At 40.0% G+C, this 19,763-nt stretch carries 17 protein-coding genes; 16 read left to right on the top strand and 1 reads right to left on the bottom strand.

What is annotated here, in order from left to right:
- Positions 1 to 40: 40 nt before the first annotated feature.
- Positions 41 to 1,132 carry a linear amide C-N hydrolase gene (locus ACNOGP_RS15990; protein ID WP_418213188.1) on the bottom strand — a complete coding sequence of 364 codons (1,092 nt, stop codon included), beginning with the start codon at positions 1,130 to 1,132 and terminating at the stop codon, positions 41 to 43.
- Positions 1,133 to 1,261: 129 nt separating this feature from the next.
- On the opposite strand from ACNOGP_RS15990, the gene ACNOGP_RS15985 reads away from it, so the two are divergent.
- The 16 genes from ACNOGP_RS15985 (at position 1,262) to ACNOGP_RS15910 (ending at position 19,742) form a co-directional block, all read left to right on the top strand.
- Entirely contained in the window at positions 1,262 to 1,789 is a 528-nt protein-coding gene (locus tag ACNOGP_RS15985; RefSeq protein WP_418213187.1) for a methylated-DNA--[protein]-cysteine S-methyltransferase, read from the top strand.
- Between the two features lie 215 nt (positions 1,790 to 2,004).
- Positions 2,005 to 4,107 carry an aceric acid hydrolase gene (locus tag ACNOGP_RS15980; protein ID WP_418213186.1) on the top strand — a complete coding sequence of 701 codons (2,103 nt, stop codon included), beginning with the start codon at positions 2,005 to 2,007 and terminating at the stop codon, positions 4,105 to 4,107.
- A gap of 28 nt (positions 4,108 to 4,135) precedes the next feature.
- Positions 4,136 to 5,995 (top strand): right-handed parallel beta-helix repeat-containing protein, encoded by a 1,860-nt coding sequence (locus tag ACNOGP_RS15975; RefSeq protein WP_418213185.1) that lies wholly within the window; start codon positions 4,136 to 4,138, stop codon positions 5,993 to 5,995.
- A gap of 162 nt (positions 5,996 to 6,157) precedes the next feature.
- Entirely contained in the window at positions 6,158 to 8,362 is a 2,205-nt protein-coding gene (locus ACNOGP_RS15970) for an alpha-L-rhamnosidase C-terminal domain-containing protein (RefSeq protein WP_418213184.1), read from the top strand.
- A gap of 139 nt (positions 8,363 to 8,501) precedes the next feature.
- Positions 8,502 to 9,242 carry a TetR/AcrR family transcriptional regulator gene (locus tag ACNOGP_RS15965; protein WP_195476406.1) on the top strand — a complete coding sequence of 247 codons (741 nt, stop codon included), beginning with the start codon at positions 8,502 to 8,504 and terminating at the stop codon, positions 9,240 to 9,242.
- 287 nt (positions 9,243 to 9,529) lie between these two features.
- Positions 9,530 to 10,450 (top strand): toxin-antitoxin system YwqK family antitoxin, encoded by a 921-nt coding sequence (locus ACNOGP_RS15960; protein WP_418213183.1) that lies wholly within the window; start codon positions 9,530 to 9,532, stop codon positions 10,448 to 10,450.
- 120 nt (positions 10,451 to 10,570) lie between these two features.
- Entirely contained in the window at positions 10,571 to 11,530 is a 960-nt protein-coding gene (locus ACNOGP_RS15955; protein WP_418213182.1) for a hypothetical protein, read from the top strand.
- 121 nt (positions 11,531 to 11,651) lie between these two features.
- Positions 11,652 to 12,809: a hypothetical protein gene (locus ACNOGP_RS15950; protein WP_418213181.1), complete on the top strand. Its 1,158-nt coding sequence runs from the start codon at positions 11,652 to 11,654 to the stop codon at positions 12,807 to 12,809.
- Positions 12,810 to 12,945: 136 nt separating this feature from the next.
- Positions 12,946 to 14,535: a hypothetical protein gene (locus tag ACNOGP_RS15945; protein WP_418213180.1), complete on the top strand. Its 1,590-nt coding sequence runs from the start codon at positions 12,946 to 12,948 to the stop codon at positions 14,533 to 14,535.
- A 211-nt stretch (positions 14,536 to 14,746) separates the two neighbouring features.
- Positions 14,747 to 15,427, top strand: a complete 681-nt coding sequence (locus tag ACNOGP_RS15940; protein ID WP_418213179.1) for a hypothetical protein — start codon at positions 14,747 to 14,749, stop codon at positions 15,425 to 15,427.
- An 84-nt stretch (positions 15,428 to 15,511) separates the two neighbouring features.
- Positions 15,512 to 16,666 carry a hypothetical protein gene (locus ACNOGP_RS15935; protein WP_418213178.1) on the top strand — a complete coding sequence of 385 codons (1,155 nt, stop codon included), beginning with the start codon at positions 15,512 to 15,514 and terminating at the stop codon, positions 16,664 to 16,666.
- A gap of 25 nt (positions 16,667 to 16,691) precedes the next feature.
- On the top strand, positions 16,692 to 17,603 hold the full coding sequence (locus ACNOGP_RS15930; protein ID WP_418213177.1) for a hypothetical protein: 912 nt from the start codon (positions 16,692 to 16,694) through the stop codon (positions 17,601 to 17,603).
- A gap of 17 nt (positions 17,604 to 17,620) precedes the next feature.
- Positions 17,621 to 18,226: a hypothetical protein gene (locus ACNOGP_RS15925; RefSeq protein ID WP_418213176.1), complete on the top strand. Its 606-nt coding sequence runs from the start codon at positions 17,621 to 17,623 to the stop codon at positions 18,224 to 18,226.
- 156 nt (positions 18,227 to 18,382) lie between these two features.
- Positions 18,383 to 18,532, top strand: a complete 150-nt coding sequence (locus ACNOGP_RS15920; protein ID WP_418210679.1) for a hypothetical protein — start codon at positions 18,383 to 18,385, stop codon at positions 18,530 to 18,532.
- Between the two features lie 48 nt (positions 18,533 to 18,580).
- On the top strand, positions 18,581 to 19,570 hold the full coding sequence (locus tag ACNOGP_RS15915; protein WP_418213175.1) for a hypothetical protein: 990 nt from the start codon (positions 18,581 to 18,583) through the stop codon (positions 19,568 to 19,570).
- Between the two features lie 10 nt (positions 19,571 to 19,580).
- Positions 19,581 to 19,742 (top strand): hypothetical protein, encoded by a 162-nt coding sequence (locus ACNOGP_RS15910; protein ID WP_418213174.1) that lies wholly within the window; start codon positions 19,581 to 19,583, stop codon positions 19,740 to 19,742.
- Positions 19,743 to 19,763 lie beyond the last annotated feature (21 nt).

Below are 19,763 nucleotides of genomic sequence, written 5' to 3'. Positions count from 1 at the left end.
ACGGACATTTTGTACCCAATAAGTCGCTAAAAGAATGTAATTACTCGGACATTATTTTTATCTTTTCAATCGGCTGCTGTCTGACGGTATCCATTGGAACAGCCTGATAATGCACTTTGGAAAAATCAATAGAGTGCAAATCAATGCTGCGGATCGTACTGTTGTACATCGTTCGGAAATAGATAATCCGGTTATTCATATCCGTTGCTGATGTCCATTGCGTGGCACTTGGAATATCAGAAGGAACTTGTCCTAACGGAAATTCTATACCTTCGGGGATATCAAAGTTATTCAATATCTGAAAACATTGAAGAACCGTTTTCAGAGCTGTATCCTGTTGAGGAGCCGTTGCCTGATAGAAAGCCGCACGGACAAAGCGGGATGGGGGAGTCACGTCACCCGGAATACCAAGAAAACCACTTCCTGCGCCAAAAGAACTCAACTCAATGTTGCCAAGCCGTTGTGCGGGAGCTGTACCGGGAAACAAATTGACATAATTGTTCAGATTCGTAAGATGCCATTCGAAACCGGGAGAGTTGGTGAGCACACCCAGTTTGTTCTCATAAAAATGTAGCTCGCCATTAGTGATTTCAAGAACGAGCTGGCGTCCCGAAATATCTGCAAATCTCCAATGAACAGTCGAAGCGCGTGGATCAATATTGATAATATGCACCTTCCGGGCTGCCTCTTTTACTTCATCCACTGTAGCACATTTTCCTAATATCCAAGAGACAAGCTGTAGATCAGAGACGCTTTTCGCTTTTTTAGCAGAATCATACTTTTCGTATTGGCCATAATTCGGAAAATAGAATAATCCTGCCGAAAGTCCGGCTTCGTTCAGCCCTTCGGCAACAAACTCTTTTTGTTCGACAGCCAGCCCCACATATCCATAACGTGCCGTAAAAGACATACCGTCAATCCCGTCAGGTGTGTAAGACCGTTCGGTATAGCCTCGCGGAACAATAACATATTGACTGTTCAGATTACTTCCTCCCCATTCGATAGTGCGTGCGACAATTGTTGTGTCCTTTTGACTTTTTAGGGTGATACCGGTACAGGCTTTTATTGGAGACGGATAAAAGAATGCGCCGGCAACCAGCAATGCCATAGTTGCAGATAACTTTATTTTCATAATGATCGTTTTTTATATAACAAATTACTTTGAAAATAAGTTTGAAGGGAGACTGTCTTATTATCTGTATTTTTTTGTCATTTGAATATACTTTCCTATTTTTGAAGAAAAAAAGAAGAAAAGAACAATATGGAAACTATAAAGATTATACGATATCAATCGCCCGTGGGCGAGATGCTTGTCGGTTCTTACGGCGATAAGCTGTGTATTTGCGATTGGGCGGTGGAGAAACGGCGAGGTACGATAGACCGCCGCATACAGCGACATCTGAACGCGAAGTACGAAGAGGGGACTTCCGACATCATCGAACGGGCAATCGAGGAACTCGAAGAATATTTTGCCGGACACCGTAAGATATTCGACATTCCCGTTGTCTTTACCGGCTCGGAATTTCAATGCACCGTATGGGAAGAACTGATGAAAATACCCTATGGAACGACCATATCTTATGGCGAGCTTGCCTGCCGCATCCATAACCCGAAGGCTGTGCGTGCAGTCGCATCGGCCAATGCCACCAATCCTATCTCTATCTTTGTTCCCTGCCATCGGGTAATCGGCAGCAATCATAAACTCACGGGGTACGGAGGTGGTCTCGATGCAAAAAAAGGATTATTGGAGTTGGAATGTTCTAAAACGATGGGGCTCGGTTTATGGTAGATTTAATATACAAAATCACGAAAAGTGCCATTCACGCGAAACGGTGAGTGGCACTTTTTATTATTTTTCAGTGAAATAAATGGCTATATGCCTGTATTTGGACTTGCTGGGCGTACCGAAATAGGGGCTTCATTTTTTTGTTTTATTGAGTACAAAATATGGATAATTGCGTCTTTTTATAAAGATATTGTGTAAATTTTAAATTATCCATATTAATGAAACAGATAAAACTGTTACTTCTTTTAGCTTCCGCCTCCGTTACGGGAGCACTTGCGCAAAGCAATGGATTGACGGATATGAGTCAGAGCCGTTTTGCGAAGATGGCGAATACCGGAATCGGCGCCGTACATTGGACGGATGGATTCTGGGGAGATCGCTTTCAGGTATTTAGCCGGACTTCCCTGCAAAGTATGTGGAACACTTGGAACGCGCCGGAGATCTCTCACGGTTTCCGTAATTTTGAGATTGCTGCCGGGGTATGCAAAGGAGAGCATTGGGGACCTCCATTTCATGACGGAGATATGTATAAATGGATGGAAGGTGTGGCTTCTGTCTATGCAGTTAATAAAGATCCGGAGTTGGATAAGTTAATGGATAACTTTATTACTTGTGTTGTAAAAGCCCAACGTGCAGATGGTTATATACATACTCCTGTTATTATCGAAGAACTGAATAAAGGGATTGATTCCCATACAACAGCATTGGGTGATCAGCATAAACAGACGGTCATTGGAACGAAAGTAGGTGATGAGAATGAAAAAGGAGCTTTTGCCAATCGGCTGAACTTTGAGACTTATAATCTGGGACACTTGATGATGGCGGGTATTGTGCATCGTCGTGCCACCGGAAAGACTACTCTTTTTGATGCTGCTGTGAAAGCGACGGATTTTCTCTGTCATTTTTATGAAACGGCTTCTGCCGAACTGGCTCGCAATGCTATTTGTCCCTCTCATTATATGGGGGTGGTTGAAATGTACCGGGCTACCGGAAATCCCCGTTATCTGGAACTTTCAAAGAATCTGATTGATATCCGTGGTATGGTGGAGAACGGTACGGACGATAATCAGGACCGTATTCCTTTCCGCGATCAATATCGTGCGATGGGACATGCCGTACGCGCCAACTATCTGTATGCCGGAGTAGCGGATGTATATGCAGAAACCGGTGAGCAGCAATTAATGAAGAATCTGACTAGTATCTGGAATGATATTGTGACCCGGAAAATGTATGTGACCGGTGCTTGCGGTGCTCTTTATGATGGTACATCGCCCGATGGAACGTGTTATGAGCCGGATAGTATTCAGAAAGTGCATCAGAGTTATGGACGTCCCTATCAGTTGCCGAATAGTACTGCTCACAATGAAACGTGTGCCAATATCGGTAATATGCTGTTCAACTGGCGGATGCTGGAGGTGACAGGGGATGCGAAATATGCTGATCTTGTGGAGACTTGTCTTTATAATAGTGTATTGAGCGGTATTAGTCTGGATGGAAAGAAGTATTTCTACACGAATCCGCTTCGTATCAGTGCCGATCTTCCTTACACGCTTCGCTGGCCGAAGGAACGGACGGAATATATCAGTTGTTTCTGCTGTCCTCCGAACACATTGCGTACGCTGTGTCAGGCACAAAACTATGCATATACATTGAGTCCGGAAGGGATTTATTGCAATCTGTATGGGGCAAATACATTGACAACGACTTGGAAAGAGAAGGGAGAAGTAGCTCTGACGCAGGAAACGGATTATCCTTGGGATGGAAATGTACGCGTAACGTTGGATAAAGTTCCTCGTAAGGCGGGTACTTTCTCGCTCTTCTTACGTATTCCTGAATGGTGCGAAAAGGCTACGCTTACGGTGAATGGACAGCCGTTGCAAGTCAATGCGAAGGCAAATTCGTATGCGGAAGTAAATCGTGCATGGAAGAAGGGGGATGTAGTGGAATTAGTGATGGATATGCCTGTGCGTTTGCTCGAAGCTCATCCGTTGGCAGAGGAGATTCGTAATCAGGTGGTCGTGAAGCGCGGACCGTTGGTTTATTGTCTGGAAAATATGGATATAGCGAATGGAGAGAAGATTGATAATGTATTGATTCCTGCTGATATAAAATTGACTCCGAAGAAGATCACGATTGAGGGTAGTCCGATTGTAGCGCTCGAAGGTAAAGCGCGTCTGGCATCTGCAACTTCTTGGGAAGGAGTACTTTATCGTCCGGTGGTTCGGGCAGAGAAGACGGTGGATATTCGTTTGATTCCTTATTATGCCTGGGGAAATAGAGGAAAAGGAGAGATGACCGTATGGATGCCTCTTGCCAGATAAATCATGATACAGAAATGAAGAAATGAGGATGAGAAAGTTATTTTTGACGGCTATATGTATTTTGTGCAGTCATTGGTTATGGTCCGGTGAGATATGGGTTTCTCCCAAAGGTAATGACTTTAATGATGGAACCCGTAAAGCTCCCAAAGCAACGCTGACTGCTGCTTTACGGCAGGCGCGTGAGTGGCGGAGGATGGGAGATGACCGTGTACAGGGAGGAATCACTGTTTATATGGAGGGTGGAACGTACGCTCTGTATGAGCCGGTTTTTATTCGTCCGGAAGATAGTGGAACAAAGGAATCACCGACGGTGATCCGTTCGGCAGCCGATGAAGAGGTGGTGTTGAGTGGAGGAGTCCGTATCAAGAATTGGAAGAAACAAGGAAAGCTCTGGGTGGCAGATGTGCCGGCATTTAATGGGCGTCCATTGGATTTCCGTCAGTTGTGGGTGAATGGAGAAAAGGCTGTCCGTGCACGTGATGTAGAGGATTTCGAAAAGATGAACCGTATTTGCAGTGTGGATGAAAAGAATGAAATTCTTTATGTTCCTGCGGTTGCGGTACGCAGACTTATTGATAATAAGGGAAAATTGAAGGCTGAATATGCCGAGATGGTGATCCATCAGATGTGGTGTGTGGCTAATCTTCGGATTCGGTCTATTGAGGTGCAGGGAGATAGTGCGGCGGTACGTTTTCACCAGCCGGAAAGCCGGATTCAGTTTGAACATCCTTGGCCGCGTCCAATGGTGACGACGGACGGACATAATTCCGCTTTCTATCTGACGAATGCCCGTGAGCTATTGGATGTACCGGGCGAATGGTATCACGATATGGATGCCCGCAAAGTGTATTATTATCCACGGGAAGGAGAGAATATGCAGGAGGCGAAAGTGATGGTACCTGCCATTGAGACGTTAGTACAGGTAGAAGGTACTTTGGATCGTCCTGTGTGTCATATTCGTTTTGAGAAAATTACTTTTTCTTATACTACGTGGATGCGTCCGTCGGAGAAAGGACATGTGCCTCTTCAGGCAGGTATGTATCTGACAGATGGGTACCGGATTGATCCAAAGATGCAACGGGATTATCTGAATCATCCGTTGGATAATCAGGGATGGTTGGGTCGTCCTGCGGCTGCTGTCCGGATAGCTGCTGCCAGGCAGATTGATTTTGAGCGTTGCCGATTTGAACATCTGGGTTCTACCGGACTGGATTATGAAGAAGCGGTGCAGGGTGGTATTGTTCGTGGTTGTCTCTTTCGCGATATTGCTGGAAATGGTTTGCTGGCCGGTAGTTTTTCTCCGGCTGCTCACGAAACGCATTTGCCTTATGATCCTGCTGACCGCCGGGAAGTATGTACACACCAACAAATCAATAATTGCTATTTCACGGAAGTAGGTAATGAGGACTGGGGATGTCTCGCCATTGCTGCGGGGTATGTGAGTGATATTAATATCGAGCATAATGAAATTAGTGAAGTTCCTTATAGTGGCATCAGTCTTGGTTGGGGATGGACACAAACTGTGAATTGTATGCGTAATAACAGAGTTCATGCAAATCTGATTCATCATTATGCGAAACATATGTATGATGTAGCGGGTATTTACACACTCGGCTCACAGCCCAAAAGCTATGTAACGGAGAATTGTGTGCATAGTATCTATAAACCGGGGTATGTACACGATCCTAATCATTGGTTCTACCTTTATACAGATGAGGGTTCTTCTTTTATTACTGTTCGTGATAATTGGACGGAAGGGGAGAAGTATTTGCAAAATGCCAATGGTCCCGGAAATGTGTGGGAGAATAATGGTCCGAAAGTGGATGATGCTATTCGTGAACGTGCAGGATTGGAAGCTGAATACAAGGATTTGCTGAACATTCGATAGTAGTTGGTAACTCATTTAACTGCAATATGCGGTTCGTTCCACAGATATGGAACTAAAGGAAAACATATGTAGAACTAAAGGGAAACAGATGTGGAACTAAACATTAACAGTTGTAGAACGAATTGTTTCTTATAACGCAGTCGGTTAATAATAGAAAGAATAATGAAAAAGAAATATATGATATTACTCAGTGCCTTGTCTTTGGCAAGCAGCACATTTGCCCAGACCTGGATTTGGTATCCGGGAGATTATGAAATCTGGCTGGGAAATCAAATGAACAACCGTCGTACAGAACGGGGTGCATTTTTCCCTCCTTTCTGGAAAACGGACAGTCATTATGTAGTTGTTGAATTCAGCAAGCAACTGAATCTTTCCGAGCCGGAAGAGATTTTTATTGCTGCAGAAGGAAAGTATAATGTCAAGCTGGATGGAAAGCTTCAATTCGGTATGCCGGAGACGATGACTCTTCCTGCCGGTAAGCATAACCTGAACATCAAAGTCTGGAATCAGGCTACTCCTCCCACTATTTATGTAAAAGGGAAGACGGTGAATTCTGATTCCTCCTGGCGAGTGACTTACGAAGATAAAGAATGGATTGATGAGAGCGGAAAAGCCAGTGACACATCTGCTACGATCTATATGGATGCCGGATGTTGGAACTTTGACGGGGCTACCCAGCTTCCTTCTCAATTCAGTCTGATGCGTGAACCACAGCAATCTGTTGCAAAGACAGAACAGGCTGAAGGAGGTATTCTTTATGATTTTGGAAAAGAGACATTCGGATTCATCACATTGAAGAATCTTTCCGGAAAAGGAAAAATAGAGATTTATTATGGTGAAAGTCCGGAAGAAGCAAAGGATAAAGCATATTGTGAAACTTTGGACAAACTGTTGTTAGAACCGGGACAAGTGACTGACCTCGCCATCCGTAGCACTTCTCTCTTAAATAGTTCTGATAACGAATATACGTTGGAGAACAGTAAAGCTTTTCGATATGTCTACGTTACCCACGAACCGGGTGTACAAATAGGAGAAGTATCCATGCAATATGAATATCTTCCTGAAGAGTATCGTGGAAGTTTCCGTTGCAATGATGAAGAATTGAACCGTATCTGGGAAGTGGGGGCCTATACCATGCATCTCACTACCCGCGAGTTCTTTATTGACGGTATCAAACGTGACCGCTGGGTATGGAGTGGTGATGCTATACAAAGTTATCTGATGAATTATTATCTTTTCTTCGATAGTGAATCCGTGAAACGTACAATCTGGCTGCTTCGTGGCAAAGATCCTGTGACCAGCCATAGCAATACGATCATGGACTATACTTTCTATTGGTTCCTTAGCGTATATGATTATTATATGTATAGTGGTGACCGCCACTTTGTCAACCAACTGTATCCACGTATGCAAACGATGATGGATTATGTATTGGGACGTACAAATAAAAATGGTATGGTGGAAGGTATGACCGGTGATTGGGTATTTGTGGACTGGGCGGACGGCTATCTGGATAAAAAAGGAGAACTTTCTTTTGAGCAGGTTTTATTTTGCAGAAGTCTAGAAACAATGGCTTTGTGTGCTGATTTAGTTGGGGATGAGATTGGGAAGCAGAAGTATGAGAAGCTGGCCGCTGCTCTGAAAGCAAAGTTAGAACCTACTTTCTGGAACAATCAGAAACAGGCATTTGTGCATAATCGTGTGAATGGTCGGCAAAGTGATGCTGTGACGCGTTATGCCAATATGTTTTCTGTATTCTTCCAGTATCTGAACGCAGACAAGCAGCAAGCCATCAAGAACTCTGTTCTTCTGAATGACAGCATTCTGAAAATCACAACGCCTTATATGCGTTTTTATGAATTGGAAGCTCTTTGTGCTTTGGGTGAACAGGAGGCTGTCATGAAGGAAATGAAAGCTTACTGGGGCGGCATGTTGAAGGAGGGTGCTACCTCTTTCTGGGAAAAATACAACCCTGAAGAAACTGGAACGCAACATCTTGCCATGTACGGCCGTCCTTATGGCAAGAGTCTGTGTCATGCCTGGGGAGCAAGTCCTATCTATCTGCTCGGCAAATATTATTTGGGTGTGAAACCTGTGAAAGAAGGATATAAGGAATTTGCTATTGCTCCTGTATTGGGAGGACTGAAATGGATGGAAGGTACTGTACCCACTCCGAATGGCGATATCCATGTTTATATGAATGGCAAAACGATGAAAGTGAAAGCTACAGAAGGGGAAGGGTATTTGACGATCAATAGTCGTCGTCCACCCAAAGCAAATATCGGAACACCGGAGAAAGTATCGAAAGGAGTGTGGCGTCTTTGGATTGATTCACCCGAAGAAAGAATTGTTACCTATCATTTATAATTCATGGTTAATTAATATCAATCCACCATTGGCATTATCTTTATCACCAATATATTGCTTGTAAAGTGTAAAACACCTATATTTGCAACAAAACCATCAATAGAAAAGCGGATATAGCTGGTATAAATACAATATAAGAATGAAGCAGGAAGAGAAAAAAACTCGAAACAGACGGACCAATGAACAATTGGACAGGGATGTAATGTCCGAGCTCGAAAAGCTTGTGGCGGAACAGGGCTTCGGCAATGTCAATCTAAGCACTTTGACGAAAGCCGCAGGAATGGAAGCCAATGTATTCTATAGAAGATACGGTTCGATGGATAATCTCTATGACAAACTTGCCAAGCAATATGATTTTTGGATGAACAATGCCATCGATATTTCCAACTTGAATGTGTTGGGATCTAAAAAATTCTTTGCTGAAACATTCAAGATACTCTTCAAGAACTTGTCTGATAATCCCGTTATGCAAAAGCTGTTGCTTTACGAAATGTCAGTCGTCAATGATACCACAAAAAGAACAGCGGAAACACGAGACATCATGAACCTTAATTTGATTACATATTACGAAACGCTGTTTAAACCTGCAAATGTCAATATTAAAAGCATCGCCGCAATCTTGATCGGAGGAATTTACTATTTGATACTTCATAAGGAGTGTGCCAAAATCTGCACGATAGACTTTAATACCCCGGAAGGAGAAAAAGCCTTTTCAGAGGGAATAGACTTCTTGACTGATATCATTTTCAATAGATTGGAAGCGTATGAAAGAGACAGAAACGCAGTCCGGCAAATGCTGGCTGACGGTATAAGCGAGCTAAAGATATGCAAATACATGGGTATTAGTAAGAATGACTTGAAAATGTTGCTCTCAAAATAGACACGGTACAACTTTTTATATAGCCATATTTTATATGGCTATATTTTTTTATACAATGCGATTGGGATAATCGCATTTCCTTTTTTAAAAGGATTCAGATAAAATGATATTCATCTATAAATCAATATGCTAAAAACTTATTTGTTGTGTGTTTATTCGAAACACAGGCAAGTTTATTTAGCTCAAATCCCATAATATTTAAAATATATATCACATTTATAAGCAAAATACTTTTCTTATAATTTATTTATGCTACTTTTGTCGATTGAGTAATAAAACAAAAAAGCATGAAGAAAATTATGTTACTGCTCCTTTTCGGAGTAATGGTACTTACGAGTACGGCACAGGAAAAAGTTTACCAAATAGAAGAAATCACCGTTATCAACTATGGGGATGGCCGGTTGCTCTTTCGCTTGAACAATGAAGAAAAGACCCCGCTCAACGGCTCTCACCGCCTGATTGACGGCTACCATTCGGAGTACATTCTCGCTGACTTTAAGGATGGCATGTATCATGGTAATTACCGACATTTCAAAGAGAACAAACTACTTGAAGAGTGCCGTTACAAAGAGGGAAACAGGGATGGACTATACAAGCGCTATTATGGTGACGGACAGACCGTGCAAAGTGAGCGAACGTTTATAGACGGTAAACGCGATGGCAAATGGACTGAACATTTGTCGGACAACGCAGGTGATGTGACCCGCATCAGCTTCTACAAGAACGGCTTGCCCGACGGTCAGTGGAGCGAAACATGGAAAGACGGCAAGCCCCGTAGCAAAAGCAGCTATAAAGACGGCAAAAAAGAGGGTGTCTGGATTAGATATGGTAAAGGCGGCAAACCCGAAAAGTCTACCACTTACAAAAACGATGAAAAGAACGGAGAAGAGATTACTTATTTCACTGACGGCACTCCTGAAAAGTCGTCAAACTACCTCAATGGCAAATTGAACGGAGTAACAAAGGAATTCTATTTTGAATCAGGCAAATGTAAATCGGAATATACTTTCAAGAACGGTAAGCGTGAAGGAGCATATAAACGTTACTTTGATACCGGAAAGTTGCGGGAAGAGGGTCGTTGTGAAGCTGACAGCGAGGTCTATCGCAAGGAGTATTACGCTAACGGCAAGCTCAAATCGGTTGCCGAGCGCAAGGGCGGAGGCTGGAATACCATTGAAAGATATGATTCGGAGGGTAACAAAGAGTAAATATTATAATATCCCTATTCCAAGCAGGTAATATTTTGGCAATTTTACCATTTTTGATAAATATCAAATTGAATAATTGGTTGGCTTTAGCTGTATATATATGACAAGAAAACAGATGAAATGAAGCAACGGAAAAAAAAGAGCAACAAGCAATCGAGGCGTGAAATCATAGCCGATGTCAAGCGTAGAGAGGCTGAGTGGAGAAAGAAAAAGAGAAAGGAAAGGTGGCGTATATGCAAATCCCATATCATGTTGTGGGGCACATTTATATCTTTCTTCTCATTACTTATATTCGTCATGCTGTCAGATATACGTAATACCTTCACCAACGTCATGCTTGGATTGATAGCCATTAACGGTGGGATTTACCTGTTTATGTACATCCTGTCTAAAGAAGCCCGGAATCTGACCATCCGGATACCTCTGAAAAATGGCGAAAGTACGGGAAATACGCAATGGTTGCCGGATTTTTCGGAAACTTTGGTAGAGCCTGAATATTTAAGCCGGTGTGATGACAAACAGATTGTCATTGATAATGATTACGTATTGGCGAGGATTTTTCTATTTTTGCTCCTTTTTATTATCTTTTTAGCCTTGGTCTATTTTGCAGATGCCACTCCTTCAAAACTTACAACTGAAGATTATGGAAGTACATTACTGCTTCTTGAGTTGTACTTGCTTATTCTGACACTAGGAATAAGTGCCATTCTACAGCCTTGGCGGCGAATTGTTTTTGATCGTGTTTCCAGGACCGTAACTATACCAGGACGACTTCTGCTGCATAAAAAAGAAACGATACCTTATAGTCAGGCTGAACTCACGATTCGTTATTACATGGGGCGTGGTTCGCTAGGGTGTGTGTCAAGTATAATAATTTCCAATTCCAATTCACCCAGTCTGTTAAGTGGAGTTTCCTTGATGGACGGTGATATGGATAAAGCCAGACGTTTTGCCCGCTTCATACAACTATACATGGAGGAAGAGGAATTGCCGGATATACCGGAATTTGAGAAATACAGGAATAAGAAGGAGCAGGAACATACTGAAATTGAGAAAGAAATCCCTATATGGAAGAGATGAATGTACCTTTAGATGCAAGAAGGCTTCTTTATCACGAAGCAAAGACTGTATTAGAACAAGTATTTATATCTCCAAACAGTAAAGATGTGTGGAATTTTTAAAAATAGAAACAGTTATGGAAATGGAAACAGATAGAAACCGCCCCTCTACAATCAGAATTATAGCCGGAATCATTGTATTGTTATGCGGATTTCCGGCATTTGGGGTTTGTTGTTATGGAATGTGGCGCTTTACAAATTGGTCTTATGAGGAGCTATGGATTTTTGAGTATGTATGGGGTAAGCTATTAATACTCTTCGTATCCGGAATGATATTTTTGATGTCGATAGGACTGATTTTGGTAGGTGTATTAATCGCAACAAAGATATGGATGGGGAAAAGCAGAATGATGGAGCATATTATATATCCCTTTCCAACTGTATTAACGGCTGAACTTGCCGATAGCATGAATGTAGAAAGAGCTGATGATAAATTTTTCGTCTTCAATCCGAGTTCCTTAATCCGGAGTACTTTGATAGTCATCGGGGGGATTCTTTCATGCGTAGGAATAATCGTCATTTATCGAGAAATAAATGATCCATCTAGTGATCTTTATTCACCTCCCATAAGTGGAGGAATAGTAGCCTCTTTTTTTCTGCTTTTAAACGGATTACTTGCTCCTTCCCGTCGTTTTGTACTAGACAGAATGAAGGGTACTGTGACTTTTCCCCGCCATTTGTTTTTTCCACGTTGTACCATTCCCTTTTCAAAAGTAATTCCGGGGTATTCTAACGGAAACTTAGGTTTTGCACATCCTTACAGTGGAATTGTCATTCCTGTCCTTGGTGCGTATGATTCCGGCTGGTGGTCATTTTATGTCCTCTATATGGATAAAAATCGTCCGTTACCTCAAGGGGACACTTTCGATCCTTACAGGGAGAAAGACTTTTTACGCCGGAAGGCAGAAGGATTCCCTAAACCGATATATCCTAATACCATACTTGTTACAGATGCTTATATGGGTTATATATATGGTACGGATGAGTTTAAGCAGAGATTATCTAAAATAAAACACAGAATAGTATATTATTATGACAGAGTGTCATGGTATTGTCAGAAGCATGAAATAGAAATACCGAATGATAACGATTTGGTCTTAATCGGCATCTGGAAAAAACAATTTGTATTTAAGTTGTTTGCTCCTGAAAATGTGGAATATATCGTACTTCCCGACGACACTGTATTGACCGACTGTTTTCTTTGTGATAGTAACACAGCAGAGGTAAAATATATCAAATAGCCTGATATATTTACAATAGCGTTAGATTGATATAATAATTGGAAATGGGAATTTAATTAAGTGCAAACATTATCAGGGAGAGAGAAAAATGAGAAAAGGAAAGAAAGTAGAAAATGCTTGAAATAAGAATAGGATTATGGATATTAAGACACTTTTGATTATGGGATTACTAAGTTTGGGACTTGGCGGATGCGCTAATGCGCAAAATAAGCAAGGGAACTCAAATGTTAAGGAACTTACTAAAAAACAAAAAGAGAAGTTGAAAGAAATGTATGAGATGTACCGGTATTTTCAGATGAAACCGGGCATTTCCGAAAATGTGACTGTGGAAGAAAGGTCTGAACCTTTACCGTGGGTGGAAACGGAGAGGAAGGTTGATTCATTTCATGTGAAGGAGTGGCTTAGAAATGCCCAATTAGGGTTTGGAGAATTTTATATGGTAGACGGTAGATTGTTGCTACATGGTACATATGGGGCGTGCAAAGACCAGAGGGAGACAAAAGAATACCCGCAAGTGACACCCTCCGATAATCCTTATGAGAATAAACTTGCTAACATAAACATGCTTGGAAACATGAGAATCAACCTCATATCTCGCTTGCGGAGTACGGATGGAGATACACTGAAATTATCCACATTCTCTCGGTTGGATATTTCCGATGACAAAAAAGAACTGTCTATGTTGTTCCGCCCCATCTATGGAGACGCTGCCGACTTCGAGGGAGGTATCGAGGTAGAACTTCTTCCCCCTCTGCGCTGGAAACATGTACGCATCTCTCTTTTGCCGGAAGACGAAGGAAAAGCATATGAATTTGACGGTGTAAGATTCAATGTGTTCAAATCCAATCCCGGCGATGTGATACTTGAATATGACGTGAAGTATGCTGAACAAATGGATAACTGTAAACTTATTCTGATCAAGGGACAAAAGTTAATAGACCATGGCAATCAAATGACGAGTGGCGGCAAAGAAATATTGCAACTTTATAAACATCCTGACATGGGTTTTGGAGAGTGGTGTATCACCTTCATGGAAGTAAACTATGATTCGCTTGGAACAACACCGGAAGCGTTGAAACTTGCAACAGAAAACCACTATCAGCCGTCACCGGAAGAAATCCGTCACTTTCATGAAACATCAGGTGAGATAGTGGGATGTCAGCTAACGGATATACTAAACGATATTAATCCGAAAAGCTACAAGGAGTTTTATCAACAATGGATAGAAAAAGGCTATGAGGCTGCCATAGAGTTCAAGGGGAATTACGATGATGCAATGGGATGTTTCTATGAGCGTTATGGAAATGACAGTGAACCGTATATTGCTTTTTTACGTGGTGTAGACATCGGTTGTTCGTATGTGAAAGCTAGCCTGAAACCCGATTGGAATATTATAAATAGCTGTGCTATTGATTTTCTAAATAAATACAACAGTGCCGACGAGGATTCATTATTCAGTATTGTTGTAAAGCATAGAGAAGAATATATAAACCTTGTCGTATCACGAAGAGAGACATTATCATTCTTGACTGATAAAGATATAGAATATCTTTCAAAAGATATAGTTGAAGATGAAAGTCCAATCATGTATTGCTGGTATAAAACCAATACAGATGCAGATGCCATGTATATTTATAAACCGGACGAAACGACGAGTGATAAACCTCTTATTAAAGTTCGTTATCATCTGGGCGGAGATAAGCCGGAAATTATTTATCCTGAATAACTATCGGTTGTAAATGAGGGAAAAGAACGATCTGAATAATCACTTTTAAAATATATACGAAATGCGAACTATTACACGTGAATACAGGACTTTAAAGTAAGGATGATGAAATCGTACGATACCATCATGAGTTGCAGGAACGAAAACGATGTACAAAGAACAAGTCAAAGAGTGAACAGGAGATTTCGATATAACAATTTAACCAAAGAATATGAACAAGATTATAATGATTGCAGCCTTATCGGCAGTTTGTGCGTTTACGGGATGTAAAAATACGTCCAAACAAAGAGTCGGGAATACCAGTTCGGGAACCAACTTGCCTTCATGTCAGAAGACATCACAAGACAAACCGAATGTGATAGAGATTAGCGGTACACCGTATCTTGCACTGAATAAGTTACTGGTATTACCGGATGATGTGAAGACCGTGGCGATACCCTTGCCTGTTTCATTCTACAGCTATTATAAATATATACAAAATGGCGAAAATCCAGGATATCAACCTGCCGATAGTTTGATCTCTTTCTTAAAAGCACTCGGATTCGAGGGTGCGGAATTTCATACGTGTCATACGCTTCCGTTCAGAAATAAGAATATTCTTCCGGTATTACTTTGTCTATCCTTAGGAGACAACGACAGCTATCTGGTCGTGACCGTTGATGCCGAGCGAGGTAAAATAATTGACCATTTGAAAGTAGGCGAATCAACCGATAACGGTATAATTTCATTCCGTATAGATAAAGAGTTCAATATTGCGAAATTCAGCGCAGAAATAGTATACAATGAAACGGACAATACTTATGAAGAGGTCTATAAAGAGAAATTAGGTAGCTATCAAATCGGATCTGACGGCAAAATCAGAAAGGAAAGTATTTCAAAGGCAAGTCGATAATTTGTTATATTCGCTATTATTGTTGTCCGACAAAATGACAACAAGCATTGCGAAGTAATTCAAAATCCGAAAAAATATTTTATTATGAAACTAAAAACGATTTCAATAGCAGTGCTTGCAATTTTAGTTATGGGATGTAATCCCTCATCAAATAAATCAGTAAACAACACTATTAACAGTGAAATAAAAACTGATTCAACAGAATATTTAAAACCTGAAGATCTAAACATTACAGAAGAAAAGTGGCAAGAGATACTCGACAGAATAAAGGTCATTCGTAAACAAGAAGAGGAAGAAGGATTTGAAACCTATGTTTTTGAAGATATAGATCAAGAATTGGGTATATTTATTTTAAATAAACTCTTCGAAAAATGTGGTTGGCAACCTGTTGTAGATTCGCAATATGTTGAGCGTGTAAAGTATATTCTCGGAATAGACTTGGATGGTCATAAATACCCCATTGATAATAAATTTCAAAAGCGGAAGGACTATACAGCTTATTTCGTAAGTAATCCTGACCTACAATATGAATATGCTATTAATAAGAATGATGTCTATTTTTACCGAAATTTAGGAATTATATGTTCGGACATGCCTGTACCACAATCATTTGTTAAATCCAATGAATCAGGAGACTATTTTATTAATCGTGAATATTTTGACTTGTTTGATTATCATTGGAACAACTATTTGTTGAAAAACAACAAAGCAAGCTTAGCAAAATTAGTCAATGGAGAAGAATACTTTTATCCTGTCTACGATTTACTCTATATTTTTGGTTTTGACAAAGAGGAGATTATAAACAGAAAAATATTGCGAGAAAACAATGATAACTATAGTAATTACAATCATTTATTTGCAGCCCACGATATCTATGGAGAATTGGATATTAGGGCTGGATTGTTATCAACGGTTGTAAATCTAACCAGTAAAGATATTACTACATATTACTCTATGTTAGAAAATTATATTCGCTGTTGTGTAGAAGCCCCATTGGTTGCAGGTAATGACGGACAAGATGTTCTTTTCCAAGAGTTCAATGCTGACGAACGTCGTGAAATCATAGCACACTGCATCCCCACATTACAGTTCTTATACAATAAGTATTATTCTAATGGTAAAGATACCGTATGCCCCACTATATTGGAAGCAATCCAGACCGATCCAGAGATACTTCTTGAGTGGAAGACAAATGATTATTACAAGGATATAATAATTGGAAATGGGAATTTTAATTAAGTGCAAACATTATCAGGGAGAGAGAATGAAGAAAAGAAAAAAAGTAGAAATACCTATAAGCCACAAAATGCAAAATAGATTGCTTTTTCTATTGTCGCTATTTATGTTTGTCAATATGCAAACCGGCTGCACAAATCATCGCATTCCATTCAACCGGAAAGGTTGGGACGAATGGGACGGACATTATTATTCCAGAAAGTTCATGGTTGACGATTTGGTAAATAACCGTCTGAAGGTAGGAATGACTTACCGGGAAATACTGAACCTATTGGGAGAATCCTATTTTGTGAATGAAGAGGATTCGATGCCCGGCATCCGTTATGAAATAGACATTGAGTATCAACTCCTTGACATTGACACCTACAAGGGAAAAGACTTATTCATAAAATTCGGTAAAGACTCCTTAGTGGTCAGTTATAAACTTATTGATTGGAAATCCGGTTACATACCGGAAGCAGAGAACATATTGGATATACATTACATTTTAACCCAAAGGGGGCCCGTCGAAGTGGACGATTTGTTAGCAAAAGGATACAAAGTAATCGGCCGCTACAAATTGTACAATCCGCACCCCCGCCCGATAACATCCGCCGATGCTCGGTTTATCGCCGGAAAATTAAGCGGGTGGCTGAACTCCTCTTATCCTCAAAAGACATTCCGGCTCGCTTTGCAAAACCTCACGGCAGAAAGCATCAGTAATCACATGAAATATACGTTTACCATGCTATCTTACAAAAGAATTCTTGAAGGAGACTTTTATTGTCTGAAATTGCAAGCGGACGATAAGGAAACCGTTAGTATCTATATTGCTAAAGCTCTGTGCGATGACGAGGATTACGACGATACGGAAGAGTGTGTGGTATATCCTTTCTTCACAGAAGCATGGCATGAAAATATAATGGATTCTAACCCCTATAAACCGGGAGAATTATGGTAATTAAAAAACAGAAAATAATGAGATATAAAAAGACAGTTAGATTGATACTGATATCCGTAATCATTGTTGGAAGTATTGGACTCTTTTATTCCAACGTATTGCAACCTCCGTTTATTCATATAACTGATGGTAAAGATTTGGATATAAACCGAAGAGGAAGAGACAGTACCTATATCTATACCGAGGAAATATTGGTGGCACATCCTCCTAAGGATACTTTGGAGCGCATGAAAATGATGATAAACTATTATGATACAGCAGGCGTATCTTTAGCTGATTTAAAGAAGCAAGGAGATATAACATACTATTTTATGGGATTTTCGAAAAACACCTGTGCTACCCGGAAATTTCATTTAGAGAAACAAAGGAATGTAGAATGCAACAGTAATGAAACCTATATAGGAGCTATTTGCATTGCTCCCATAAAAGAAAGTCCTGATAAATGGAAGATTTCCATAAGTTATAATCTGGGGACAGAACCTGATGCCGATTATATCGGGTGTAAAACAAAGGATTACATTTTATATGATGAAAGAGATTCTAATTTTTATGAGAAGCATAAGGATGATGAAATAGTACGGTATTACCGTGAGTTACGAACGAAAACTACATATAAAGGGTGAATAAGTGATGGCAGAAATAAAGGAGTGTTTGTAATATGAGAAATAAAATATGGATTATGATAAGTGCATTGTTACTAACTAAAATTATGAAAATCGCTATACTATTACTTGTGCCGTTCCTATTTACAAGTTGCACAAAGACCGAATCAAATCCTTATGAAACATATTGCCCGTTGGACAATATCTGATATTCAAAAGAAAAAAATAATAAGTAATTATTTATATGTAGATAGTAGATATAACACGTTTCCTTTAATAGACTATCAATGGGAGGAAAAGCAACCAATAGATGGAGAAAGTGAATAGAAGCGGAATAAGCAATCAATATAAAAGCTATTTTAAACTATAAAATCAATGAATAATGTATTAAATATCATGAAATCAAGAGTGTTGCTATATTGCACATTGCTTGTCATCGTTTGCAGTTGTACCAAAGCGGTGAGGCAAAGTAAAGATTTTGACATTGTTGAAACGAACGAATATATAAATATATACAACTCCAAAGGAAAGCTGGACTCAGTGAAAATTACCCAAAAACAATTGATGTACGAGTCGAACGTACTGACTTCGGTAAATATATATACCGGTTTACATACATACACTTATCAGAATAACAGTCTCTATTCCATCACTGAGACAAGTGAACCGAAAAGAAATATAATAAGAACCACCTATTATAAAGATAAGTCTGAAGAAATTATTGAGCTTAGGAACAATAAAGATACAATTAACTATTATTTCTACCAATATCGGGATGATGATAAAAAGCAGCTTGAGTATACGCGGATGATACAACGGCTTAACGGTAAACCGATTATCGATATTGACATTAATGATAATTACGAAAAATGGTGCTTTTATCACAAAGACTACTTGTTTAAGATTATCAGGCATGACTTCAACAGTTCTCAGACTGAAGAAACCTATTTCTTTGATACCATTCCTGACAAAGAGGATTTGCAATCCATACCAAAATCAAAAAACAAGCAATTCATTAAATACCATACGTACAATACCATAAATGATACTTTAATTGAAAAATACTTCACCAATGGGGAGATTGATATGGTTATTAGGAAATACAACGATAACGGTAAACAGGTAGAGCACACCTACGCTACCGATGGCTTTGAAATACTTCATATCCGGTATAAAGAGAAAGATATGGATGTAACCGTGACAAGCTCTCCTTTCATGGGTAATAGTACAGATAGCGTATACACTAAAAATGGAAAAGATATGAGAGTAGTCCGAGTCGACGATGAGGCGAGATGTCTGATAACATACGACTATGACCGGTATGGCAATTTAACAAAAGAAGTGAGAAAAACCAAGTTCTTTTAATGATTATAACATGAAAGTACAGAAACCAATGACCACCTATTTGACAGCAGGGAGCAAAAGCTGCCTGTCTATTGCGATGATTGCTGGAAAGACGAAAGTGGAAGCATGGTGTCGAAAAATGAAAAAACAGACAAATGAGTACAAACAGGAGATTATTTCGTCTTCTTCTTAGTTAAGAAGTGAATTATATAAT

It is taken from the genome of Bacteroides difficilis, from assembly GCF_048319815.1.
GTDB classification, from domain to species: domain Bacteria; phylum Bacteroidota; class Bacteroidia; order Bacteroidales; family Bacteroidaceae; genus Bacteroides; species Bacteroides zhangwenhongii.
This window is presented reverse-complemented; position numbering and strand designations above follow the sequence as displayed.